The 21581-nt window shown below is 55.6% G+C and carries 20 protein-coding genes; 16 read left to right on the top strand and 4 right to left on the bottom strand.

Features of this window, described 5'->3' with window-relative positions; all coding sequences use genetic code 11:
* Nucleotides 1-17 precede the first annotated feature (17 nt).
* Nucleotides 18-851 (bottom strand): dienelactone hydrolase family protein, encoded by an 834-nt coding sequence (locus H7K52_RS15550; RefSeq protein ID WP_008926448.1) that lies wholly within the window; start codon nucleotides 849-851, stop codon nucleotides 18-20.
* 304 nt (nucleotides 852-1155) lie between these two features.
* Here H7K52_RS15550 and udp point away from each other — a divergent pair, with 304 nt between their 5' ends.
* From udp to tatD, 10 genes are all read left to right on the top strand, one after another.
* Nucleotides 1156-1917: a uridine phosphorylase gene (gene udp / locus H7K52_RS15545; protein WP_008926449.1), complete on the top strand. Its 762-nt coding sequence runs from the start codon at nucleotides 1156-1158 to the stop codon at nucleotides 1915-1917.
* 89 nt (nucleotides 1918-2006) lie between these two features.
* Nucleotides 2007-3275: a tetratricopeptide repeat protein gene (locus tag H7K52_RS15540; RefSeq protein WP_182630200.1), complete on the top strand. Its 1269-nt coding sequence runs from the start codon at nucleotides 2007-2009 to the stop codon at nucleotides 3273-3275.
* A gap of 85 nt (nucleotides 3276-3360) precedes the next feature.
* Nucleotides 3361-4860, top strand: a complete 1500-nt coding sequence (gene rmuC / locus H7K52_RS15535; RefSeq protein ID WP_105100016.1) for a DNA recombination protein RmuC — start codon at nucleotides 3361-3363, stop codon at nucleotides 4858-4860.
* Nucleotides 4861-4935: 75 nt separating this feature from the next.
* Nucleotides 4936-5694: a bifunctional demethylmenaquinone methyltransferase/2-methoxy-6-polyprenyl-1,4-benzoquinol methylase UbiE gene (gene ubiE, locus H7K52_RS15530; protein ID WP_008926452.1), complete on the top strand. Its 759-nt coding sequence runs from the start codon at nucleotides 4936-4938 to the stop codon at nucleotides 5692-5694.
* Nucleotides 5695-5705: 11 nt separating this feature from the next.
* A complete protein-coding gene (gene ubiJ / locus H7K52_RS15525) occupies nucleotides 5706-6311 on the top strand; it encodes a ubiquinone biosynthesis protein UbiJ (protein WP_110411789.1) in 606 nt (201 codons plus the stop codon).
* The gene (gene ubiB, locus H7K52_RS15520) at nucleotides 6308-7945 is read left to right on the top strand and encodes a ubiquinone biosynthesis regulatory protein kinase UbiB (protein WP_140034200.1); all 1638 of its coding nucleotides are present in this window, start codon (nucleotides 6308-6310) and stop codon (nucleotides 7943-7945) included. The genes ubiJ and ubiB overlap by 4 nt, the downstream gene beginning before the upstream one ends.
* 109 nt (nucleotides 7946-8054) lie before the next feature.
* A complete protein-coding gene (gene tatA, locus H7K52_RS15515; protein WP_008926455.1) occupies nucleotides 8055-8309 on the top strand; it encodes a twin-arginine translocase TatA/TatE family subunit in 255 nt (84 codons plus the stop codon).
* A gap of 3 nt (nucleotides 8310-8312) precedes the next feature.
* On the top strand, nucleotides 8313-9014 hold the full coding sequence (tatB, locus tag H7K52_RS15510) for a Sec-independent protein translocase protein TatB (protein WP_078805033.1): 702 nt from the start codon (nucleotides 8313-8315) through the stop codon (nucleotides 9012-9014).
* Nucleotides 9014-9772, top strand: a complete 759-nt coding sequence (gene tatC, locus H7K52_RS15505; protein WP_008926457.1) for a Sec-independent protein translocase subunit TatC — start codon at nucleotides 9014-9016, stop codon at nucleotides 9770-9772. The genes tatB and tatC overlap by 1 nt, the downstream gene beginning before the upstream one ends.
* Nucleotides 9773-9866: 94 nt before the next feature.
* A complete protein-coding gene (gene tatD, locus H7K52_RS15500; RefSeq protein WP_039658603.1) occupies nucleotides 9867-10649 on the top strand; it encodes a 3'-5' ssDNA/RNA exonuclease TatD in 783 nt (260 codons plus the stop codon).
* On the opposite strand, the gene rfaH is transcribed toward tatD, so the two are convergent.
* Nucleotides 10646-11134, bottom strand: a complete 489-nt coding sequence (rfaH, locus tag H7K52_RS15495; protein ID WP_008926459.1) for a transcription/translation regulatory transformer protein RfaH — start codon at nucleotides 11132-11134, stop codon at nucleotides 10646-10648. The genes tatD and rfaH overlap by 4 nt on opposite strands.
* Before the next feature lie 240 nt (nucleotides 11135-11374).
* On the opposite strand from rfaH, the gene ubiD reads away from it, so the two are divergent.
* Both ubiD and fre read left to right on the top strand, forming a co-directional pair.
* Complete coding sequence (ubiD, locus tag H7K52_RS15490) at nucleotides 11375-12859, top strand: 4-hydroxy-3-polyprenylbenzoate decarboxylase (RefSeq protein ID WP_008926460.1); 1485 nt, start codon at nucleotides 11375-11377, stop codon at nucleotides 12857-12859.
* A gap of 41 nt (nucleotides 12860-12900) precedes the next feature.
* Nucleotides 12901-13602 carry an NAD(P)H-flavin reductase gene (fre, locus tag H7K52_RS15485; protein WP_008926461.1) on the top strand — a complete coding sequence of 234 codons (702 nt, stop codon included), beginning with the start codon at nucleotides 12901-12903 and terminating at the stop codon, nucleotides 13600-13602.
* A gap of 80 nt (nucleotides 13603-13682) precedes the next feature.
* Here fre and fadA read toward each other — a convergent pair whose 3' ends face one another.
* Together fadA and fadB are read right to left on the bottom strand one after the other, a co-directional pair.
* On the bottom strand, nucleotides 13683-14846 hold the full coding sequence (fadA, locus tag H7K52_RS15480) for an acetyl-CoA C-acyltransferase FadA (protein ID WP_182630199.1): 1164 nt from the start codon (nucleotides 14844-14846) through the stop codon (nucleotides 13683-13685).
* Nucleotides 14847-14856: 10 nt separating this feature from the next.
* Nucleotides 14857-17040: a fatty acid oxidation complex subunit alpha FadB gene (gene fadB, locus H7K52_RS15475; protein ID WP_008926463.1), complete on the bottom strand. Its 2184-nt coding sequence runs from the start codon at nucleotides 17038-17040 to the stop codon at nucleotides 14857-14859.
* 187 nt (nucleotides 17041-17227) lie between these two features.
* Here fadB and pepQ point away from each other — a divergent pair, with 187 nt between their 5' ends.
* Genes pepQ through hemG form a run of 4 tightly spaced genes read left to right on the top strand, consistent with a single transcriptional unit; the run spans nucleotide 17228 to nucleotide 21211 of the window.
* A complete protein-coding gene (gene pepQ, locus H7K52_RS15470; protein ID WP_004571217.1) occupies nucleotides 17228-18559 on the top strand; it encodes a Xaa-Pro dipeptidase in 1332 nt (443 codons plus the stop codon).
* Nucleotides 18559-19176, top strand: coding sequence for an IMPACT family protein (locus tag H7K52_RS15465; protein WP_182630198.1), 618 nt, complete (start codon nucleotides 18559-18561; stop codon nucleotides 19174-19176). Before pepQ ends, H7K52_RS15465 begins: the two co-directional genes overlap by 1 nt.
* Before the next feature lie 32 nt (nucleotides 19177-19208).
* Nucleotides 19209-20660, top strand: coding sequence for a Trk system potassium transporter TrkH (gene trkH / locus H7K52_RS15460; RefSeq protein WP_078805032.1), 1452 nt, complete (start codon nucleotides 19209-19211; stop codon nucleotides 20658-20660).
* 17 nt (nucleotides 20661-20677) lie between these two features.
* Nucleotides 20678-21211: a menaquinone-dependent protoporphyrinogen IX dehydrogenase gene (hemG, locus tag H7K52_RS15455; RefSeq protein WP_008926465.1), complete on the top strand. Its 534-nt coding sequence runs from the start codon at nucleotides 20678-20680 to the stop codon at nucleotides 21209-21211.
* Nucleotides 21212-21581: the final 370 nt, after the last annotated feature.

The following is a 21581-nucleotide window of genomic DNA, read 5'->3' as shown; positions in this document are numbered from 1 at the left end:
AAGCGCCCCTTTTTCATTTATTTTGATGCCACGCCATACTGCCTGAACCAGGCCAGCATGCGTTGCCAGCCATCATTCGCTGATTCAGCATGGTAGCTCGGACGGTAATCAGCATTAAACGCATGTCCCGCTTCGGGATAGACGATGATCTCGGCGGTTGCATTAGCGGCATGCAACGCCTGACGCATCTGCTCGACGCTCTCCAGTGGAATGCCGTCATCCTGGCCACCATACAAACCTAACACCGGCGCACTCAGGTCGACCGCAATATCAATAGGATGCTTCTGCTGCTTCAATGTCCGCTCACCGGTCAGTCGTCCATACCAGGCCACTGCGGCGCGCAGCTGTGGGTTATGCGCGGCGTAAAGCCAGCTGATGCGGCCACCCCAGCAAAAACCGGTGATGCCCATGCGACGGATATCGCCGCCATTGCGTGCCGCCCAGTTAGCGGCATGATCGAGGTCAGCCAGCACCTGAGTGTCAGGGACTTTACTGACCAGCTCGCTGAATAGCGTCGGGATATCATTGTATTCAGAAGGATCGCCCTCGCGGAAATAGAGCTCGGGCGCGATCGCCAGATAGCCTTCCAGCGCAAGACGACGGCAGATATCCCGGATGTGTTCATGCACACCAAAGATTTCCTGCACCACCAGGACAACAGGCAACGGGCCTTCCGCTGAGTGAGGCTTTGCAAAAAATGCCGGCATGTTTTCGCCCTGGCTGGGAACCGAGGTTTCACCTGCGTGAATGGCCGGGCTTTCGGTAATGATGGTCGTAGAGGCGGTGGGCTGCACGGCAGGGGCAAAGCCGCCCGTCGCCGGTTTTTGTGCCATATTATCACTGGGTTTCATTATTCTCTCCGTGCAAGCATTTGCGCAATCACGTAACTATAGCCTGGCGACAAAACATATGCGCCAGGTGTCGGGTAACAGAATCAGCAGCGAATAAAATCATCCTCCTCTTTAACATTGCGCTGACCCGGACACAGCCTCGCGAAGAGCTATCGGGACCAGGAAGATGTTATTGTGTGATATCAATCACATTTCATCTGGCTGGAAATGTAACTTTCATTTTCTTAAGTGAATGCTGTCACATATTTATCGGGCGTGCTGGCGTAGAGTGGCGCGATACCTTCCCTTAACAGGAGTCTGAAAAATGACACAGTCTGACGTTTTCCATCTTGGCCTGACTAAAGCCGATCTGCAGGGCGCCACCCTGGCGATTGTGCCGGGCGATCCGGAGCGTGTGAAGAAAATTGCCGGACTGATGGAAGATGCCACGCATCTCGCCTCACACCGTGAATTTACTTCATGGCTGGCAAAAATTGATGGTAAACCCGTTGTGGTCTGCTCAACCGGTATTGGCGGTCCTTCAACGTCGATTGCGGTGGAAGAGCTGGCACAGCTCGGCGTGCGCACCTTCCTGCGTGTCGGGACCACTGGCGCGATCCAGCCACATATCAATGTTGGCGATGTACTGGTGACCACCGCATCGGTTCGTCTGGACGGGGCCAGCCTGCATTTTGCGCCGATGGAGTTCCCGGCAGTGGCAGATTTTGCCTGTACCACCGCACTGGTTGCTGCCGCAGAAGCCTGTGGCGCGAAGACCCATATCGGTATCACCGCCTCATCTGACACCTTCTATCCGGGCCAGGAGCGTTACGACACTGTTTCAGGCCGCGTCGTCAGCCGCTTTAAAGGTTCGATGAAAGAGTGGCAGGAGATGGGTGTACTTAACTATGAGATGGAATCCGCTACACTGTTAACCATGTGCGCCAGCCAGGGTCTGCGAGCCGGCATGGTGGCGGGCGTGATTGTGAACCGCACGCAGAAAGAGATCCCGGATGCGGTCACCATGAAACAGACAGAAAGTGACGCAGTGAAGATTGTGGTCGAAGCGGCGCGTCGCTTGCTGTAGGCCGCGTCAGGCAGCAGGTTTTTGTCCAGACTCAAAACCTGCTGCCGGTCGTTAATGGCGCGTAACGTCAGTGAAACCTGAGAGTGTTTATGCGCAACACCATTCCTGTCCGACGTCCTCTCCCCGGCGCGAATCCTGCCGCACTCAATGCCCGCCTGGAACGCAGTGCCGAACGTTTCCGTGCCGCCATGCAACAGGGCGACTATGCGCTGGCAGCCCAGTGCTGCGAAGAGGTGCTGCGCTCAATGCCCAACCAGATGCAGGTGCTGAGCGACTACGCCCTTTGTCTGCTGCGTCTGGGTCAGTACAATAAAGCGTACAAAATCTATCAGAAGATTTATCAGTCACCGCCCGCTGTGCAGGCTACAGCTTCTGAAACCTGGCTGGATGGCCTGACCGAAGTGTGTGGCTGGCTGGATAAAAAGGACGAAGTCGCACGTTACGGTCTGGCGTCGCTGATGCGTTCTGATGCACGTTTCAGTCAGGGGCAGCGCATGGCCTTTCCCGCTCCGCAACCTGAGCCTGTTGATCTCCGTCAGCCGCAGCAGAATGTCATTGCTTTCTGCCTGTATGGCGATCAGCCACGTTACTGCGAAACCTTAATCAAAAACGTTGAAGTCGCGCCTGAGTTTTATCCCGGCTGGGTCTGTCGCATCTATCTTGATGACAGCGTGCCGCAGCATGTCTGGCAGCGCCTTGACCAGTCGCACGTCCAGCTGGTCGATATGTCTCATGAAAAAACTTTGTATCCAACCCTGTGGCGTTTTCTGGTGCTCGACGATCCCGCGGTGAAGCGCTTTATCGTGCGCGATGCCGACTCGTTGCTCTCGGAGCGCGAAGCGGCGGCGGTTAATGCCTGGCTGGCGTCGCCTTACTGGTTCCACCATATGCGTGACTACTTCTCTCATACCGAACTGCTGCTGGCAGGGATGTGGGGCGGCTGTCACGGCGTCTTCCGGGGTGTGGAACAGACGATGCGTGATTTCATCGCGCAGTATCAGGGTAGTGAACGCTTCACCGACCAGTATTTCCTCAAGGTAGCGCTGTGGCCAACTGTGCGCGAAAGCCTCCTGAGCCATGATGAGTTGTTTCATTTCCATCAGGCCCAGCCGTGGCCTGACCATACGCCTGTGCGCTGGAATACGCCGCATTTTCACGTTGGTAGTAATGCGGGATTTGCCAGTATGACCGGTAAAACCAGCGCCGCTGACGGTAGCCGGCAGCGCGTCGCGATCACCTCCGGCGAGACAACCTGGCACTATCTGGCGCAGGTCAAAAACGGTGAATGGCTGCTGCCGATGCCGTTTTTCCTGATTGATGCGTGGCAGGCTGGAAAGCTGACGGTGGCGGCTCTGTAAGCCGCTGAGTCTGGCGAAAATTGTCTGGACATTCATACAGTGCGACTCTACCTTTTCCCTCAGCAGCCTGAGTCGCGGGGAAATCATGGATCAGCACATCATCATCAGCGCCTGTCTGGCGCTTGCCGGGTTAGGGATTGGCTGGATGCTGGCACAGTTACGTGCCGGTCATCAGGTCGCCAGTTTCCAGACCGAGCGCCGTCTGCAGGAAGAGGCGCAACAGCGCCAGCAGCAGCAAATCGAACAGCTTCAGCAGCAGACGCAGCAGCGTGAGCAGGAACTGCGTCAGCTTCACGGCGCACTAAGCGGTGCCAATGAGCGACTGCAACAGCTTGATTACTGGCGCAATGAAAGCGAACAGCTCAATCGTGAACTGCGTAATCAGCTGGAGGTTAACAGCGCGCAGGAAGCAGAACTGCGTGAAGTGACCATCCGCCTGGAAGAGACCCGCTTCGCAGCTGAAGAGAAACAGCGCCTGCTGACCAACAGCGAACAACGCCTCAGCGCCCAGTTTGAAAACCTCGCCAACCGTATTTTCGAAAACAGCGGCCGTCGCGTCGATGAACAAAACCGCCAGAGTCTGGATGGGCTGATTGGCCCGCTGCGTGAGCAGCTTGATGGCTTTCGTCGTCAGGTTCATGAGAGCTTTGGCGCAGAGGCGCGTGAACGCCACACCCTGACCCATGAAATCCGGCAGTTACAGCAGCTGAATGCGCAGATGGCGCAGGAGGCATTAAACCTGACCAAAGCGCTGAAGGGCGACAACAAAATTCAGGGTAACTGGGGTGAAGTTGTATTGGGCCGCGTGCTGGAAGCCTCCGGACTGCGTGAAGGTTATGAATATGAAACCCAGGTGAGCATTCAGTCAGAACAACAGGGCAGGATGCAGCCGGATGTAATAGTGCGTCTGCCGCAGGGCAAAGATGTCGTCGTGGATGCCAAGATGACGCTGGTGGCTTATGAGCGCTACTTCAATGCAGAAGATGAAATTGAACGTGAGCAGGCGATTCAGGAGCATGTCGCTGCCATGCGGGCGCACATCCGCCTGCTGGGCCGAAAAGATTATCAACAGTTGCCCGGTTTACGATCGCTGGATTATGTGTTGATGTTTATCCCGGTTGAGCCCGCCTTTTTGCTGGCCATTGATCGCCAGCCTGAGCTGATTGGCGAGGCACTGCAGCAGAACATCATGCTGGTCAGCCCCACCACACTGCTGGTGGCGTTGCGGACCATTAATAATCTCTGGCGCTATGAGCATCAGAGCCGCAATGCACAGCGTATTGCCGATCGGGCAACCCGGCTCTATGACAAGATGCGGCTGTTTGTCGATGACATGACCGGCATTGGTCACAGTCTTGATAAGGCGCAAAACAGCTATCGCGAGGCGATGAAAAAGCTGTCAGAGGGGCGCGGCAACCTGATTGCGCAGACAGAGGGATTTCGGGCGCTGGGCGTGGAGATCAAACGGCCCATCAACCCGCAACTGGCCGAACGCGCCATGCCGGAAAACCGGGCGGATGAGGATGCAGATGACGACAGGGATGCGGATGAGAGTGAGCCGCGTGTGAGACGCCTCCACGAATAGTATGGGCGCAGCGTGCCTGACTTCCGTGACTCTGATACACTTCGGGAAGTATTGTTTGTGGAGCAGGTAAAACCGATGGCAGATGAATCACAGCAGGAAACCACCCATTTTGGCTTTCAGACGGTCGCCAAAAGCGAAAAAGCTGACAAAGTCGCGGACGTGTTTCACTCCGTAGCGGCAAAATATGACCTGATGAACGATTTGATGTCGTTTGGCGTCCATCGTATCTGGAAGCGTTTTACCATTGACAGCAGCGGCGTGCGTCGCGGTCAGCGCGTGTTAGATTTGGCCGGCGGTACGGGCGATTTGACCGCAAAATTCTCTCGCCTGGTGGGCGAAACCGGTCAGGTTGTCCTGGCCGATATCAACAGCTCCATGCTGAAGATGGGCCGCGAAAAGCTGCGCAATCAGGGTGTGGTTGGCAATGTGAGTTACGTACAGGCCAACGCAGAAGCTCTGCCTTTCCCCGATAACTATTTCGACTGCATCACCATCTCCTTTGGTCTGCGCAACGTCACGGAAAAAGAGAAAGCGCTGGCCTCGATGTTCCGTGTCCTTAAGCCGGGCGGACGTCTGCTGGTTCTGGAGTTCTCTAAGCCGGTGCTGGATCCGCTGAGCAAGGCGTATGACGCTTACTCATTCCACATTCTGCCGCGTATCGGACAGCTGGTGGCGCAGGATGCAGAGAGCTATCGCTATCTGGCCGAATCGATCCGCATGCATCCCGATCAGGAGACCCTGAAAGCGATGATGAACGATGTCGGTTTTGAAAATACCACTTACTCCAATATGACCGGCGGCATTGTTGCGCTGCATCGTGGATTTAAGTTCTGAGTGAGATGGTAATGAACCTGATGCCCTTGATTACCGCAGGCCTGGAAACGGCACTGAACCGTATTCTCTATCGCGATCGCGGCCTGAAACCGGCGCGGCAACGTCTGAATGGCAAAGTGCTGACGCTGCGCCTGACTGAGTTCTCTTATCCGCTGGTGCTGGTTTTCAGTGAACAGCAACTGGACGTGTTAGCGGACTGGCAGGATAGCAGTGACTGCACGGTGATCACCTCGCTGAAAACGCTGACGAAGCTGCGCGATCGCCAGCAGCTGACGCCGCTGATTCGCAGCGGTGAGCTGCAGGTTGATGGCGACCTGCAGGTAGTGCAGCAGTTCTCCGCGCTGATGGATCTGGCTGAGTTGGACCCGGCAGAATATCTGGCTCCCTGGGTAGGCGATATCGCCGCACAGGGCATCAGTCAGCGCTCGCAACAGGCATTCCGCTTTTTCACAGGCGAAGTGCAGCGTCGCCAGGATTATCTCGGACAGGCTATCACCGAAGAGTGGCGTGTTGCGCCTGGTTCGCTGGAATTAGCCTGGTTTTCTGAGGAGGTCGACGCGATGGAACGTTCGCTTGAGGCGCTTGATGCGCGTCTGGCGCAGCTGGAGGCAAAATGAGTTTTGGAGAGATCCGCCGTTTATATCTGATCATGAAGGTGTTTCTGACTTATGGCCTTGATGAACTGATACCTCAGACACGCCTCACTTTCCTGTTTCGCCTGTGGCGTCGCTCTGTTTTCTGGATCCCGAATCTGCATCGGCATGAGCCCATCGGCGCACGTATGCGCATGGCGATGGAGCAACTGGGTCCGGTCTGGATCAAGTTCGGGCAGATGCTCTCGACCCGTCGGGATCTCTTCCCGCCGCTGATCGCCGATCAACTCGCGATTCTGCAGGACCGCGTAGCGCCCTTCGATGGCGTCAAAGCGAAAGCGCAGATTGAAGCCTCAATGGGCGCGCCGATTGAAACCTGGTTTGATGATTTTGATATCAAGCCACTGGCGTCGGCATCCATTGCACAGGTGCACACCGCCACGCTGAAATCGACCGGCAAGAAAGTGGTGATCAAAGTGATCCGCCCCGATATTTTGCCGGTGATCAAAGCGGACATGAAGCTGATCTATCGCCTGGCCCGCTGGGTTCCGCGTCTGCTGCCGGATGGCCGCCGTCTGCGTCCGGTCGAGGTGGTGCGCGATTATGAGAAAACCCTGCTTGATGAGCTGAACCTGTTACGTGAAGCAGCCAACGCCATTCAGCTGCGCCGGAATTTTGAAGACAGCCGCATGCTCTACGTACCGGAAGTCTATTCAGATTACTGCAGCGAAACCATGATGGTGATGGAGCGTATCTACGGCATTCCCATCTCAGACGTTGCTACGCTGGAACGCCATGGCGTGAATATGAAGCTGCTGGCTGAACGTGGCGTGCAGGTCTTTTTCACCCAGGTCTTTCGCGACAGCTTCTTCCATGCGGATATGCATCCGGGCAACATCTTTGTCAGCTATGACCATCCGGAAGATCCACAATATATCGGCATTGACTGCGGTATCGTGGGTTCACTGAACAAAGAAGATAAGCGTTATCTGGCGGAAAACTTTATCGCCTTCTTTAACCGTGATTACCGTAAGGTCGCGGAACTGCATGTAGACTCCGGCTGGGTGCCGCCCGATACCAATGTCGAAGATTTCGAGTTTGCGATTCGTACGGTCTGCGAACCGATTTTTGAAAAGCCGCTGGCTGAGATCTCCTTCGGACATGTGCTCCTGAACCTGTTTAACACAGCACGCCGCTTTAACATGGAAGTGCAGCCGCAGCTGGTCCTGCTGCAAAAAACGCTGCTTTATGTGGAAGGGATTGGCCGTCAGCTCTATCCTCAGCTCGATCTGTGGAAGACAGCCAAGCCGTTCCTGGAAGAGTGGATTAAGGATCAGGTCGGTCTGCCGGCCATTATCCGTGCGGTGAAAGAGAAAGCGCCATTCTGGGCTGAAAAGTTACCCGAGCTGCCCGAGCTGTTTTACGACAGCCTGCGCCAGCACAAGTTGCTACGGCATAGCGTCGATAAATTGGTGGGTGATATGCACGCACAGCGCGTTCGTCACCATCAGGCGCGCTACCTGTTTGGCGTCGGGGCAACGTTGCTGTTAAGCGGAACGGCTGTACTGCTCACCCGACCGGACTGGGACTTCTTCCCGGCGGTGTTAATGGCGGCGGGAATCGTCTCCTGGTTAATCGGCTGGCGTAAGACAAACTGATTGTCACGTCCGTCTAAAAAAAGGTAATGTCGCTGGCTCAGGCCCGGTTGAAAAGGGCACTCTGTGGTGCATTACCTCATCGTTTTCACAGAATATTAGAGGCTATCTCATGGGCGGTATCAGTATCTGGCAATTGGTAATCATTGCCGTCATTGTTGTACTTCTGTTCGGTACCAACAAATTACGTAATCTGGGTTCGGATTTAGGTTCTTCGATTCGTGGCTTCAAAAAAGCCATGAGTGACGAGGACGATAAAAAGGATCAACCGAAAGAGCAGGATGCTGACTTCGCGGCCAAAACGCTGGCTGATAAACAGCACACTTCGGCTACCAAAGAAGACACCAAGAACGACAAGCAGGTGTAAACCGTGTTCGATATTGGTTTTAGTGAACTGGTATTAGTGTTCGTTATCGGGCTGATTGTACTCGGCCCGCAACGTTTACCGGTTGCGGTGAAAACCGTAGTCGGCTGGATCAGGGCGATTCGTTCGCTGGCAGCCAATGTGCAACATGAACTGGCGCAGGAGCTCAAGCTGCAGGAGCTGCAGGACAGCCTGAAAAAGGTGGAAGAAGCGAGCCGCGGCACGCTCTCACCTGAGCTGAAAGAGTCGATGGAAGAGCTGCGTAAAACGGCGGATTCAATGAAACGCTCGGTCAGTCAGAGCATCGACATTGAAAAAGAGGAAGACGAGGCAAACACCATTCACTCGGCCCAGCACAGGCCCGTGTCTCATCCTGCTTCAGAAGCAGGAGACGCATCTGAGTCTGGCACGGCGGAACTTTCGGCGACACCGGCTACCGCAGAACATCAGGCCAGCGCGCCAGCACAGGCCCCTGCTCCGGTTTCAGACGCTGTCACGGCTGTGCAACCTGCTGCGGCACCTTCCGCTGTTGCCACTGCCCCGGCACAGGCTCCGTCAGCCGTTTCATCCGCGCCGGCTGTGCAATCTTCTGCCGCACCTGCCGCCGTGGCCAGCGCACCGGCACAGGCGCCTGCGGTTGAAGCCGCCAGACCGGCCAATACTGCGCGACATTCCGCTCCACCCTCTTCTGCAAGTGATGAACGATAATGGCCGTTGAAGATACTCAACCGCTCATCAGTCATCTGATTGAGCTGCGTAAGCGACTACTGAATTGCATGATCGCAGTATTAGCGATTTTTCTGGTGCTGGTTTTCTTCGCCAATGATATTTACCAGCTGGTCGCGGCACCTCTGATTAGCCAGATGCCGGTTGGATCGAGCATGATCGCGACTGATGTCGCCTCACCGTTTTTCACCCCGATTAAGCTGACTATCATTGTGTCGGTGTTTCTTGCGGTGCCAGTGATCCTCTATCAGGTCTGGGCATTTGTCGCTCCGGCGCTATACCGGCATGAGCGCAGGCTGGTTATGCCACTGCTCTTTTCCAGCACTTTCCTGTTCTATTTCGGCGTAGCGTTTGCCTATTTTGTGGTCTTTCCGCTGGCATTCGGTTTTTTCACCAAAACCGCGCCGATCGGCGTCACCGTTGCGACAGATATTGCCAAATACCTCGATTTTGTCATGACGCTGTTTATGGCATTTGGCGTGGCGTTTGAAGTGCCGGTGGCGATTGTGCTGCTGTGCTGGACCGGCATCACCAGTCCGGACGATCTGAAGAAGAAACGTCCTTATATTCTGGTGGGTGCCTTCGTCGTCGGGATGTTGCTCACACCGCCGGATGTTTTTTCCCAAACTTTGCTCGCTATTCCGATGTACTGCCTGTTTGAAGTCGGCGTATTCTTTTCCCGTTACTACGTGGGTAAAGGCCGCCGGTCACAGGATGAGGACGAGAACATCGACTCCTGATGCCGACCGCGTTACCGTTACCCGCACAGGCGGGAAGCGATCAATCCAAACCGCCCTGATGGGCGGTTTTTGTTTATAAACTGTGGGAAAAATTATGTTTGATATCGGTGTAAACCTGACCAGCACGCAATTCGCCTCCGACCGGCAAAAGGTGGTTAAACGCGCGCGTGATGCGGGCGTCACCGGCATGCTTATTACCGGCACTAATGCGCTGGAGAGCCAGCAGGCTCAGCGGCTGGCTGAAGCGCAACCCGATTTCTGCTGGTCTACCGCGGGCGTTCATCCTCATCATGCCAGCGAATGGTCCACGGACATTGCCAGTACCCTGCGTCGACTGGCTGAAAAACCGGAAGTGGTGGCTATCGGTGAGTGCGGGCTCGATTTTAATCGCAACCTGTCGGCGCATGAGCAGCAGGAGTATGCGTTTGATGCACAGCTGGCACTGGCGGCGGAACTCAACATGCCGGTGTTCCTTCACTGCCGTGAAGCCCATGCACGTTTCGCCGCGGTGCTTGAACCCTGGCTGCCAAAATTGCCGGGTGCGGTGATTCACTGCTTTACCGGCACGCGTGATGAACTTGAAGGCTGTCTGGCCATGGGATTATCCGTGGGGATCACGGGCTGGGTGTGCGATGAGCGTCGTGGTCTGGAACTGCGAGAGCTGCTGCCACTGATTCCGGCCGATCGTCTGCTGCTGGAAACCGATGCGCCGTATCTGCTGCCACGCGACATGCGTCCGCGCCCGACTTCACGCCGGAACGAACCCTGCTTTTTACCGCATATTGTGCATCAGGTGGCGACATGGCGTGGGGAGAATGCTGAGGAACTGGCGGTCCGCATTGATCAGAATGCGCGGACGTTGTTCAGACTGGCTTAAAGCTTGCGGAACTGCTTGTTATCCACACTGCGCATCACCTGCTTGTTCAGCAGATTAAGCAACAGAATCGAGCGTGTTTCACCATCCGGCTCGGCAAAGATGGCGCGCAGCCCCTCAAAGGTCCCTTCAGTGATAACCACTTCGTCGCCGCTTTGAGGGGTTTCCGGATCAAGCAGGATTTGCGGAACATCAGTCTCCAGCGCTTCAATCACGGCCGATGGCACGGTCGCAGGTGTGGTGCCGAAGCGCACAAAGTGGCTGACACCGCGCGTGCTGCTGATGGTCGTGGTGTGAATCGCTTCCGGATCGAATTCAATAAACAGATAATTTGGAAACAGTGGCTCACTCACCGTGGTACGTTTTCCGCGCACGATCTTTTCCAGAGCGATCATCGGACTCAGGCAATGCACTTCCTGCCGCTCCAGATGCTCCTTCGCGCGCAATAGCTGTCCACGTTTGCAATAGAGTAAGTACCAGGATTCCATAACTGCTCCCATTGAATGGACGCTAAGAATAGCAAACCTGCTGCCAGAGTTATAGCGCAGGGGCAGGGTAAAGCGTCCTGCAAAGAAAATAAACTGAGACTTTTCTTAACAGGCCGGCTGGCAGGTGAAAAGGTAACTGAAAATTGACGTCTGCTTAAGAGGCTGCACTATAAACCTCAGCATATCCGCTTAATCAGACCTATAATGGCCGATTCACTCTGGCCGGAAAGCTAAAGCCGCATGAAATATCACGATTTAAGAGACTTTCTCGCGCTGCTCGAACAGCGCGGTGAGCTAAAGCGCATTACCCAGTCGATCGATCCCGAACTGGAAATGACCGAAATTGCCGACCGTACACTGCGCGCCGGTGGTCCCGCCTTGCTGTTTGAAAACCCGAAAGGGTACGACATGCCGGTACTGTGCAATCTGTTCGGCACGCCAAAGCGCGTGGCAATGGGCATGGGCCAGGAGGAGGTCAGCGCACTGCGTGAAGTGGGTAAACTGCTGGCCTTCCTGAAAGAACCGGAGCCGCCAAAAGGCTTCCGCGATCTGTTCGATAAAATGCCGCAGTTTAAGCAGGTTCTAAACATGCCGACCAAACGGCTGCGTAATGCACCCTGTCAGGAGGTGGTGTTCAGTGGCGATGACGTTGATCTGACGCGCATTCCGGTGATGAAGTGCTGGCCCGGTGATGCGGCACCGCTGATTACCTGGGGCCTGACTGTGACGCGTGGTCCCCATAAAGAGCGGCAGAATCTTGGTATCTATCGGCAGCAGGTGATCGGCAAAAATCGTCTGATTATGCGCTGGCTGTCGCACCGTGGCGGTGCGCTTGATTATCTGGAGTGGACGAAAGCGCATCCGGGTGAGCGTTTTCCGGTGTCGGTGGCGCTGGGTGCCGATCCTGCCACCATTCTTGGTGCCGTGACGCCGGTGCCTGATACGCTGTCAGAATATGCGTTTGCCGGTTTGCTGCGCGGCAATAAAACAGAAGTGGTGAAGTGTCTCTCGAACAATCTCGAGGTGCCTGCCAGCGCTGAAATCGTGCTGGAAGGATATATCGAAGCGGGCGATATGGCGCCGGAAGGCCCTTACGGTGACCACACGGGCTACTACAATGAAGTAGATAGCTTCCCGGTGTTTACTGTGACGCATATTACGCAGCGCCATAAGCCTATCTATCACTCAACCTACACTGGCCGTCCACCGGATGAACCTGCGGTACTGGGTGTGGCGCTGAATGAAGTGCTGGTGCCGATTCTGGTGAAGCAGTTCCCGGAGATCGTGGACTTCTATCTGCCGCCAGAGGGTTGCTCATACCGCCTCGCGGTTGTGACAATTAAAAAGCAGTACGCAGGGCATGCCAAACGTGTCATGTTTGGCGTCTGGTCGTTTTTACGGCAGTTCATGTACACCAAATTTGTTATTGTGTGTGACGATGACGTTAATGCGCGTGACTGGAACGATGTGATCTGGGCGATCACCACGCGTATGGATCCGGCTCGCGATACGGTATTAGTGGAAAATACCCCGATCGATTATCTCGATTTCGCCTCGCCTGTGTCCGGGCTGGGATCGAAGATGGGGATGGATGCGACCAACAAGTGGCCGGGTGAAACGCAGCGCGAATGGGGTACACCCATTGTGAAAGACCCTGCGGTCACCGCGCGCATTGATGCCATCTGGGATGAGCTAGGTATTTTTGATCAGCCGCCACAGCGTTGATGGCGAGCACAACCATAAAGACGACCCGACAGAGGGAACGCATGACAACGTTAAGCTGTAAAGTAACTTCAGTTGAGGCGATTACCGACACGGTCTATCGCGTTCGCCTGATCCCTGAAGCGGAATTCAGTTTTCGCGCGGGACAGTATCTGATGGTAGTGATGGATGAGCGCGACAAGCGTCCGTTCTCACTGGCTTCAACGCCGATGGAAAAAGATATCATTGAGCTGCATATCGGCGCGTCCGATCTGAACCTCTATGCCATGGCCGTTATGGATCGCATCCGTAACGATCGCCAGATCACGGTTGATATGCCGCACGGCGACGCCTGGTTGCGCGAAGAGAGCACTAAGCCGCTGATTCTGATTGCGGGCGGCACCGGTTTCTCCTATGCCCGTTCAATTCTGCTTACCGCGCTGGCGGAACAGCCAGAGCGCGATATCGCCATTTACTGGGGCGGACGTGAGCTCAAGCATCTGTACGATATGGACGAGCTGGATGCGCTGGCAGTCAAGCACCCGAACCTGAAGGTGATCCCGGTCGTCGAGCAGCCCGAAGCGGGCTGGCAGGGTCGGTCAGGCACAGTCCTGACAGCCGTGATGCAGGACTTCAGCACGCTGAGCGAGCATGAGATCTACATCGCCGGACGGTTTGAGATGGCGAAGATTGCCCGCGATCGTTTCTGTGCCGAGCGTGGCGCCGTAGAGTCACAGATGTATGGCGATGCGTTTGCCTTTATCTGATTCCCGGTAGCAGGCTGTAGCAGACAGAAAAAACCCGCCGGTTAACGGCGGGTAAATCTGACAAAGTAAGACTCAACGTATTACAGACGCTCGAATACGGTCGCAATCCCCTGACCCAGTCCGATGCACATGGTAGCGAGTCCGAAACGGGCATCGCGTCGTTCCATAATATTCAGCAGTGTGGTACTGATGCGCGCGCCGGAACAGCCCAGCGGATGGCCTAAAGCAATCGCACCGCCATTCAGATTCACCTTTTCATCCATCAGCTCCAGTAAACCTAAGTCCTTGATGCAGGGCAGCGTCTGCGCGGCAAAGGCTTCGTTCAGCTCAAACACGTCGATATCACTGACGCTTAGCCCCGCCCGTTTCAATGCCAGTTTGCTGGCCGGAACCGGTCCGTAGCCCATAATCGACGGATCACAGCCAACCACTGCCATGCTGCGGATGCGGGCGCGTGGCGTCAGCCCCAGTTCACGGGCGCGTGATTCACTCATGACCAGCATGGCGGCTGCACCATCTGACAACGCCGACGACGTGCCCGCCGTGACGGTGCCATTCACCGGATCGAAGGCGGGTTTGAGCGCCGCCAGTCCTTCGGCGCTGGTCTCCTCGCGGATCACTTCATCAAAGTCATAGCGTTTAAGAATGCCGTCGCTGTCGTGTCCATAAGTGGCGACAATCTCAGTGGCGAAGTCGCCGCGCTGGGTGGCCTGCCATGCGCGCTGGTGCGAACGCAGGGCAAACGCATCCTGCTGCTCACGGCTGATATGATGCATACGTGCCAGCATCTCGGCAGTTAAGCCCATCATGCCTGCGGCTTTGGCGACGGTGCGTCCCAGGCCGGGATGAAAATCCACACCGTGATTCATCGGCACGTGCCCCATGTGCTCCACGCCACCGATCAGGCAGCACTGTGCATCGCCCACCATAATGGCGCGGGCCGCATCGTGCAGCGCCTGCATTGACGAACCGCACAGCCGGTTAACGGTAGTGGCCGGTACAGAGTGCGGGATTTCGGCCAGCAGCGCGGCGTTACGCGCGATATTAAATCCCTGTTCCAGCGTCTGCTGTACGCAGCCCCAGACGATATCGTCGAGCGAAGTCGGATCCACTGCCGGGTTGCGGCTCAGAATTTCGCGCATCAGGTGCGCAGAGAGGTCTTCAGCGCGCACGTTCCGAAAGGCTCCGCCTTTTGAACGTCCCATTGGCGTGCGCACCGCATCAACAATCACCACATTTTCCATCTTTTTGCCCTCAGGCGCTTTTCAGCGCGGCTTCATCAATCGGTTTAGCGGCGGGATACCAGCTTTCATGCTGATGGGCTTTCTGCACCAGCAGCGCAGGCAAGGCATAGAGCCCACCGAGCGCGCTATAGCGGCGTGCCTGATCGACCACATTGCTGTTGCCAAGGGTATCGAGATAGCGGAATGCGCCGCCACGGAACGGCGGGAAGCCAAGGCCGTATACCAGCGCCATATCTGCTTCAGCGGGTGAGGCGATAATCTTCTCTTCAAGGCAGCGCACCACTTCATTCAGCATCGGCAGCATCATGCGGTTCAGGATCTCTTCGTCACTGAAGACCCGCGCGGGCTGACAGACCTGTTGCAGCAGTGTGTCCACCTCTGCATCGGGCACTTTCTTCAGCTTGCCTTTTTTATCCTCTTCCCAGCGCCAGAAACCTTTGCCATTTTTCTGGCCAAAACGACCGGCATCAAACAGCAGGTCAATCGCATCACGATAGTCATGCTTCATACGATCCGGGAAACCGTCCGCCATGACGCTTTGCGCGTGATGTGCGGTATCGATGCCTACCACATCCAGCAGCCAGGAGGGACCCATCGGCCAGCCGAACTGTTTTTCCATTACTTTATCAATCTGGCGGAAATCAGCGCCGTCGCGGAGCAGCAGGCTGAAAGCGGCGAAGTAGGGGAACAGCACCCGGTTAACAAAGAAGCCGGGACAATCATTCACCACGATAGGGGTTTTGCCCATTTTGCTGGCCCAGGCCACCACTTTACTCAGCGTGGCTTCACTGGTTTTCTCGCCACGAACCACTTCAACCAGCGGCATACGTGGCACCGGATTGAAGAAGTGCATGCCACAGAAGTTTTCCGGGCGTTGCAGCGCCTGCGCCAGCTGGCTGATAGGAATGGTCGAGGTATTGGAGGCCAGAATCGCGTCTTCACGCAGATGCTGTTCGGTTTCAGCCAGCACTTTGGCCTTGATCAGCGGGTTCTCAACCACGGCTTCCACCACCACATCGGCCTGATCAAAACCGGCATAATCGAGTGTGGGCTGGATAGTGGCGATCACACTGGCGAGTTTGTTGCCGTCGATTTTGCCGCGTTCTAACAGCTTATTAAGTAACTTACTGGCTTCGTTCATCCCCAGGGTTAGCGCCTGTGGGTTGATATCTTTCATTCTGACCGGCACGCCTTTCCACGCAGACTGGTAGCTGATGCCGCCACCCATAATGCCTGCGCCCAGTACTGCCGCCTGAGCGGGGGCGCCGCTTTCGCTGCCACGCTTTTTCGCCAGGCCTTTGACGTACTGGTCGTTAAGGAAGATGCCGACCAGAGCGCGAGCTTCATCAGACTGCGCCAGCGGCACAAACGCCGCGGTTTCAAGTTTCAATGCATCGTCACGGCCAAGGCTGGCCGCCGCTTCAATGGTTTTCACTGCCATCAGCGGGGCGGGATAGTGTTTACCTGCAGTCTGCAGCACCATCGCTTTCGCAATAGAAAAGCTCATGGCTGCTTCAATCGGGCTGAGTTTCAGCGGAGCCAGTTTCGGTGCCCGGCGCGCGCGCCAGCTGCCATCAGTGGCGGCGGCTTTGAGCATGGTGATCCCCGCCTCGCGCAGTTTTTCGCGAGCGACCACGGCATCGACCAGACCGAGTTTCAGGGCGGCATTGCCATCAACATCTTTGCCCGCCGCAATAATTTCCAGTGCACTGTCGGCACCCAGCAGGCGTGGCAGCCGCACACTGCCACCAAAGCCAGGCATGATGCCAAGTTTGGTTTCCGGCAGGCCAATGCGGGCGTCCGCAGTAGCAATACGCAGATCGGTTGCCAGCACGCACTCACATCCGCCGCCCAGCGCATAGCCGTCAATGGCGGCCAGGGTCGGCACGGGTAAATCTTCCAGACGATTGAAGATGCTGTTGGCATAGCTCAGCCACTGGCTCAGCTTTTCGGTGGGTGCATTAAACAGTGAAAGGAACTCGGTGATATCCGCACCCACAATAAAAGCAGGTTTAGCGGAGCTCAACAGCAGGCCGCGAAGATCTGGCTGCTGCTCCAGCACTGCAATTGCCTCGCCCAGACTGGCGACAGTTTGCGTATCAAGCTTGTTGACTGAGCCTGCAGCGTCAAAAACCAGCTCGGCGATACCATCGTCCAGCCAGTGAAGTGTAAGGTTAGCGCCTTGGTAGAGCATGTGCGTCTCCTGAAACCGCGAAAGGTGATCTGGTCATACCAGATGATCGTGAGTGTGGGAGGGATGTTAATTATTTGCAAACTGCTCTTTGCTTATTTGCTAACAAGATCACAGCCGTGTCGACATCAGCAACTGCGCAAGGGGTATGCTAAACTTGCGGCCATTTCGCGACACTGGAGAGACGTCAATGGATTCACTGAAGACCTTGTATCACGCGCACATCGCCACGTTGCAACAACGGGCGCAGCAGGTGCTGGCACGCAATAAACTGGATGCGATGTTGATCCATTCCGGTGAGTTGTTGACGGTGTTTCTGGATGACCACACCTATCCGTTTAAGGTGAATCCGCAGTTCAAGGCCTGGGTGCCGGTGACACAGGTTCCCAACTGCTGGCTATGGATTGATGGCGTGAACAAACCGAAGCTGTGGTTCTACTCTCCGGTGGATTACTGGCATAACGTTGAACCTCTGCCGGATAGCTTCTGGACTGAAGATGTCGAGGTTATCGGCCTGAAAAATGCGGATGAGATTGCGCAGTTGCTGCCTGCACAGCGTGATAATGTCGCTTATATCGGCCCGATCAACGCACGGGCAGCACAGCTTGGTATCGCCTCCGGCAATATCAATCCTAAAGCGGTGATCGACTTCCTGCATTTCCATCGCAGTATCAAAACAGATTATGAACTCGCCTGTCTGCGCCAGGCGCAGAAGCTGGCAGTGGCGGGTCATCGCGCAGCGAAAGAGGCGTTCTCGGCGGGCTTAAGCGAGTTCGATATCAACCAGGCGTATCTGACCGCGACCGGTCATCGCGATACCGATGTGCCGTACGGCAATATCATTGCGCTGAATGAACACGCTGCGGTGCTGCACTACACCCGGCTGGATCATCAGCCGCCGGCGAAACGCCACAGCTTTTTGATTGATGCGGGCGCTGAGTATCTTGGCTACGCCGCCGACCTGACCCGCAGCTATGCGGCGCAGAGCAGTTCGCTCTATGCCAGAATGGTTGAGGCGATGAACGCGGAAGAGCTGGCGCTGATCGCCACGCTGAAAGCGGGCGTGCGCTACACCGATTATCATCTTCAGATGCATCAGCGTATTGCGAAGATGTTGCTGAAGTTTGAGCTGGTGCAGGGCATCAGCGAAGAAGCGCTGGTGGCTGAAGATCTGACCGGGCCGTTTATGCCACACGGGCTGGGGCACCCACTGGGTCTGCAGGTGCATGACGTAGCGGGTTTTATGCAGGATGATCAGGGCACGCATCTGGCCGCGCCTGCGCAATATCCTTATCTTCGCTGCACCCGCGTGCTGCAACCGGGCATGGTATTAACCATCGAGCCAGGCTTCTATATTATTGACTCATTACTGGCACCACTGCGTGCAGGCCGTTTCAGTCAGCACTTTAACTGGCAGGCTATCGATGCACTTCGGCCTTATGGCGGAATTCGTATCGAGGATAACGTGGTGATCCATGCGCATCGCGTTGAGAACATGACCCGCGATCTGCATCTGGCCTGATGGAAGCCTTTAATATTCCTGCGGTGCCCGTGAGCAGCAGTGAGGAGACGATCAAAAAGAGTCGCTTCATTACGCTGCTGGCGCACACCGAGGGGGCAGAGGCGGCGCGCGCCTTTGTCCAGCAGGTCAAAAACGAGCATCCGGCTGCCCGGCATCACTGCTGGGCATGGGTCGCGGGCGCGCCGAATGATTCTCAACAGCTCGGCTTCTCTGATGATGGTGAACCTTCAGGTACGGCAGGGAAACCGATGCTGGCGCAGCTGATGGGCGCGGATATTGGCGAGATTACTGCCGTGGTGGTGCGTTACTACGGCGGCATCATGCTGGGAACCGGCGGCTTAGTGAAAGCCTATGGTGGTGGCGTTCAGCAGGGGCTTAAGCTGCTGCCACGACAGCGCAAAGTGCCGATGAAGCTGTTCACTCTGCAATGTGACTATCCACAGCTCAGTGATGTTGAACGGCTGGTACAGCGTTTTGACGGTAAGGTGACCGACAGTCAGTTTCAGGATCGCATTGCGCTGACGCTGGCTGTACCTTACGGACAAATCGACGGATTCAAAAAAAATCTGTCAGACTTTAGTCGGGGCGCGTTAGCGCTGATCCCGCTCACACCCTGATGTTCATCTCTATTATTTAAAGGAACGGCTGAATGCACTTTCGCGCCATTACCCGCATAGTCGGTCTGCTGGTGATCCTCTTTTCAGTGACGATGATTTTGCCCGGCCTGGTCGCATTAATTTATCGCGATGGCGCGGGGCGGGCGTTTAGCCAGACCTTTATGATGGCGCTGGTGATCGGCTCGCTGCTGTGGTGGCCGAATCGCAAAAAGAAAACCGAACTCAAACCGCGGGAAGGGTTTCTGATTGTCGTGCTGTTCTGGACGGTGCTGGGCAGCGTAGGGGCCATGCCCTTTATCTTTGCCGAACAGCCCCATCTTTCCGTGACGGATGCGTTCTTTGAATCTTTCTCTGGCCTGACAACGACCGGGGCCACTACGCTGGTGGGGCTGGACTCGCTGCCTAAAGCCATTCTCTTCTATCGACAGATGCTGCAGTGGCTGGGCGGTATGGGGATCATCGTATTAGCGGTGGCGATATTGCCGATTCTGGGCGTCGGGGGCATGCAGCTCTATCGCGCTGAAATGCCGGGGCCGCTGAAAGACAATAAAATGCGGCCGCGTATTGCCGAAACAGCGAAAACACTCTGGCTGATCTATGTTCTGCTGACGGTGGCCTGTGCGCTGGCATTGTGGCTGGCAGGCATGCCGGCCTTTGATGCTATTGGTCACAGCTTCTCGACCATCGCGATTGGCGGCTTCTCAACCCATGATGCCAGCATCGGCTATTTTCACAGCGGCACTATCAATACTATCGTGGCGGTGTTTTTGCTGATCTCAGGCTGTAACTATGGCCTTCACTTTGCCATGCTAAGCGGGCGCAATCTGCGCGTGTACTGGCGCGATCCTGAATTCCGCATGTTTATAGGCGTTCAGCTGACGCTGGTGTTGATCTGCACGCTGGTGCTCTGGTTCCACAATGTTTACGACAGTGGCTGGCAAACGCTAAACCAGGCCTTTTTCCAGGTCGTTTCCATGGCCACCACGGCAGGATTCACGACCGACAGCATCTCACGCTGGCCCTTGTTCCTGCCGGTGCTGCTGTTGTGCTCCGCTTTTATTGGCGGCTGTGCCGGTTCAACCGGCGGTGGCCTGAAGGTTATCCGCATCCTGCTGTTATGCAAGCAGGGTAACCGTGAGCTTAAGCGTCTGGTTCACCCGAATGCGGTCTACACCATTAAGCTGGGGAATCGGGCGTTGCCTGAGCGTATCCTTGAGGCCGTATGGGGATTCTTCTCAGCTTATGCGCTGGTGTTCCTGGTCAGCATGCTGGCGATCATTGCCACCGGTGTCGATGACTTCTCGGCATTTGCTGCCGTTGCCGCGACCCTGAATAACCTCGGGCCCGGTTTGGGGGTTGTGGCCGATAACTTCACTTCAATGAATGACGTGGCGAAATGGATTCTTATCTCCACCATGTTATTCGGGCGTCTCGAGGTATTTACCTTGCTGGTGCTGTTCACGCCTACTTTCTGGCGTGAATAATTAATAAGGATGCTGACATGAAAGCGCTGATTCTCTATTCCACCCGCGACGGACAAACCAGGAAGATTGCCTCTTCTATCGCTGAGGTGATCCGTCAGCACCAGCCATGCGATGTGCTGGATATTCAGGATGCCGCTCTGCCTGACTGGGCGCAGTATGATCGCGTGCTGATTGGCGCCTCTATTCGCTACGGTCATTTCCAGCCGGTCGTCGACAAGTTCGTAAAGCTTCACCTCCCTGCATTGCAGCAGCGTACCAGTGGTTTCTTTTCGGTAAACCTCACGGCGCGCAAACCTGAGAAGCGTTCTCCTGAAACGAATGCTTATACGCAGAAGTTCCTGGCCAGCTCGCCGTGGCAACCTGATTGCTGTGCCGTGTTTGCGGGCGCGCTCTATTATCCGCGCTATCGCTGGTTTGATCGCGTCATGATTCAGTTGATTATGCGTATGACTGGCGGTGAGACCGATTCCACAAAAGAAGTGGAGTACACGGACTGGCAGCAGGTACGCACTTTTGCTAATGATTTTGCACAGTTACCAGGCAAATCGTAGCGAAATAGCGCGATTTGATGAAAATTACTGCGAACAGTAATCTTTTCGCAATAAACACTTGTCAGTCCGCGCGAACTCCCTATAATGCGCCTCCATCGACACGGAACACCGGCAACGGGAAGCGGGTTGAGAGGCACAGGAGACTGCGCCGCCGGAGAAAAACTTCTGAAATAGAGGTTGTCTCTGCAGGAGGAAAGCGTAATATACGCCACCTCGCGACAGGACGCTAACGCACTGTTCGCACTGCTCTTTAACAATTTATCAGACAATCTGTGTGGGCACTCGCAGGATTGATATCAGCGTCTTAGGACGCAACAAAATATCAAAGCCTCACGAGTGAACACATAATGAAATTCATTATGACGTTTTA

This window comes from Pantoea hericii (assembly GCF_014155795.1).
Classification (GTDB): Bacteria; Pseudomonadota; Gammaproteobacteria; order Enterobacterales; family Enterobacteriaceae; genus Pantoea; species Pantoea eucalypti.
Note: the sequence above shows the minus strand (reverse complement) of the source record. Positions and strands in the feature narration are given on the sequence as shown.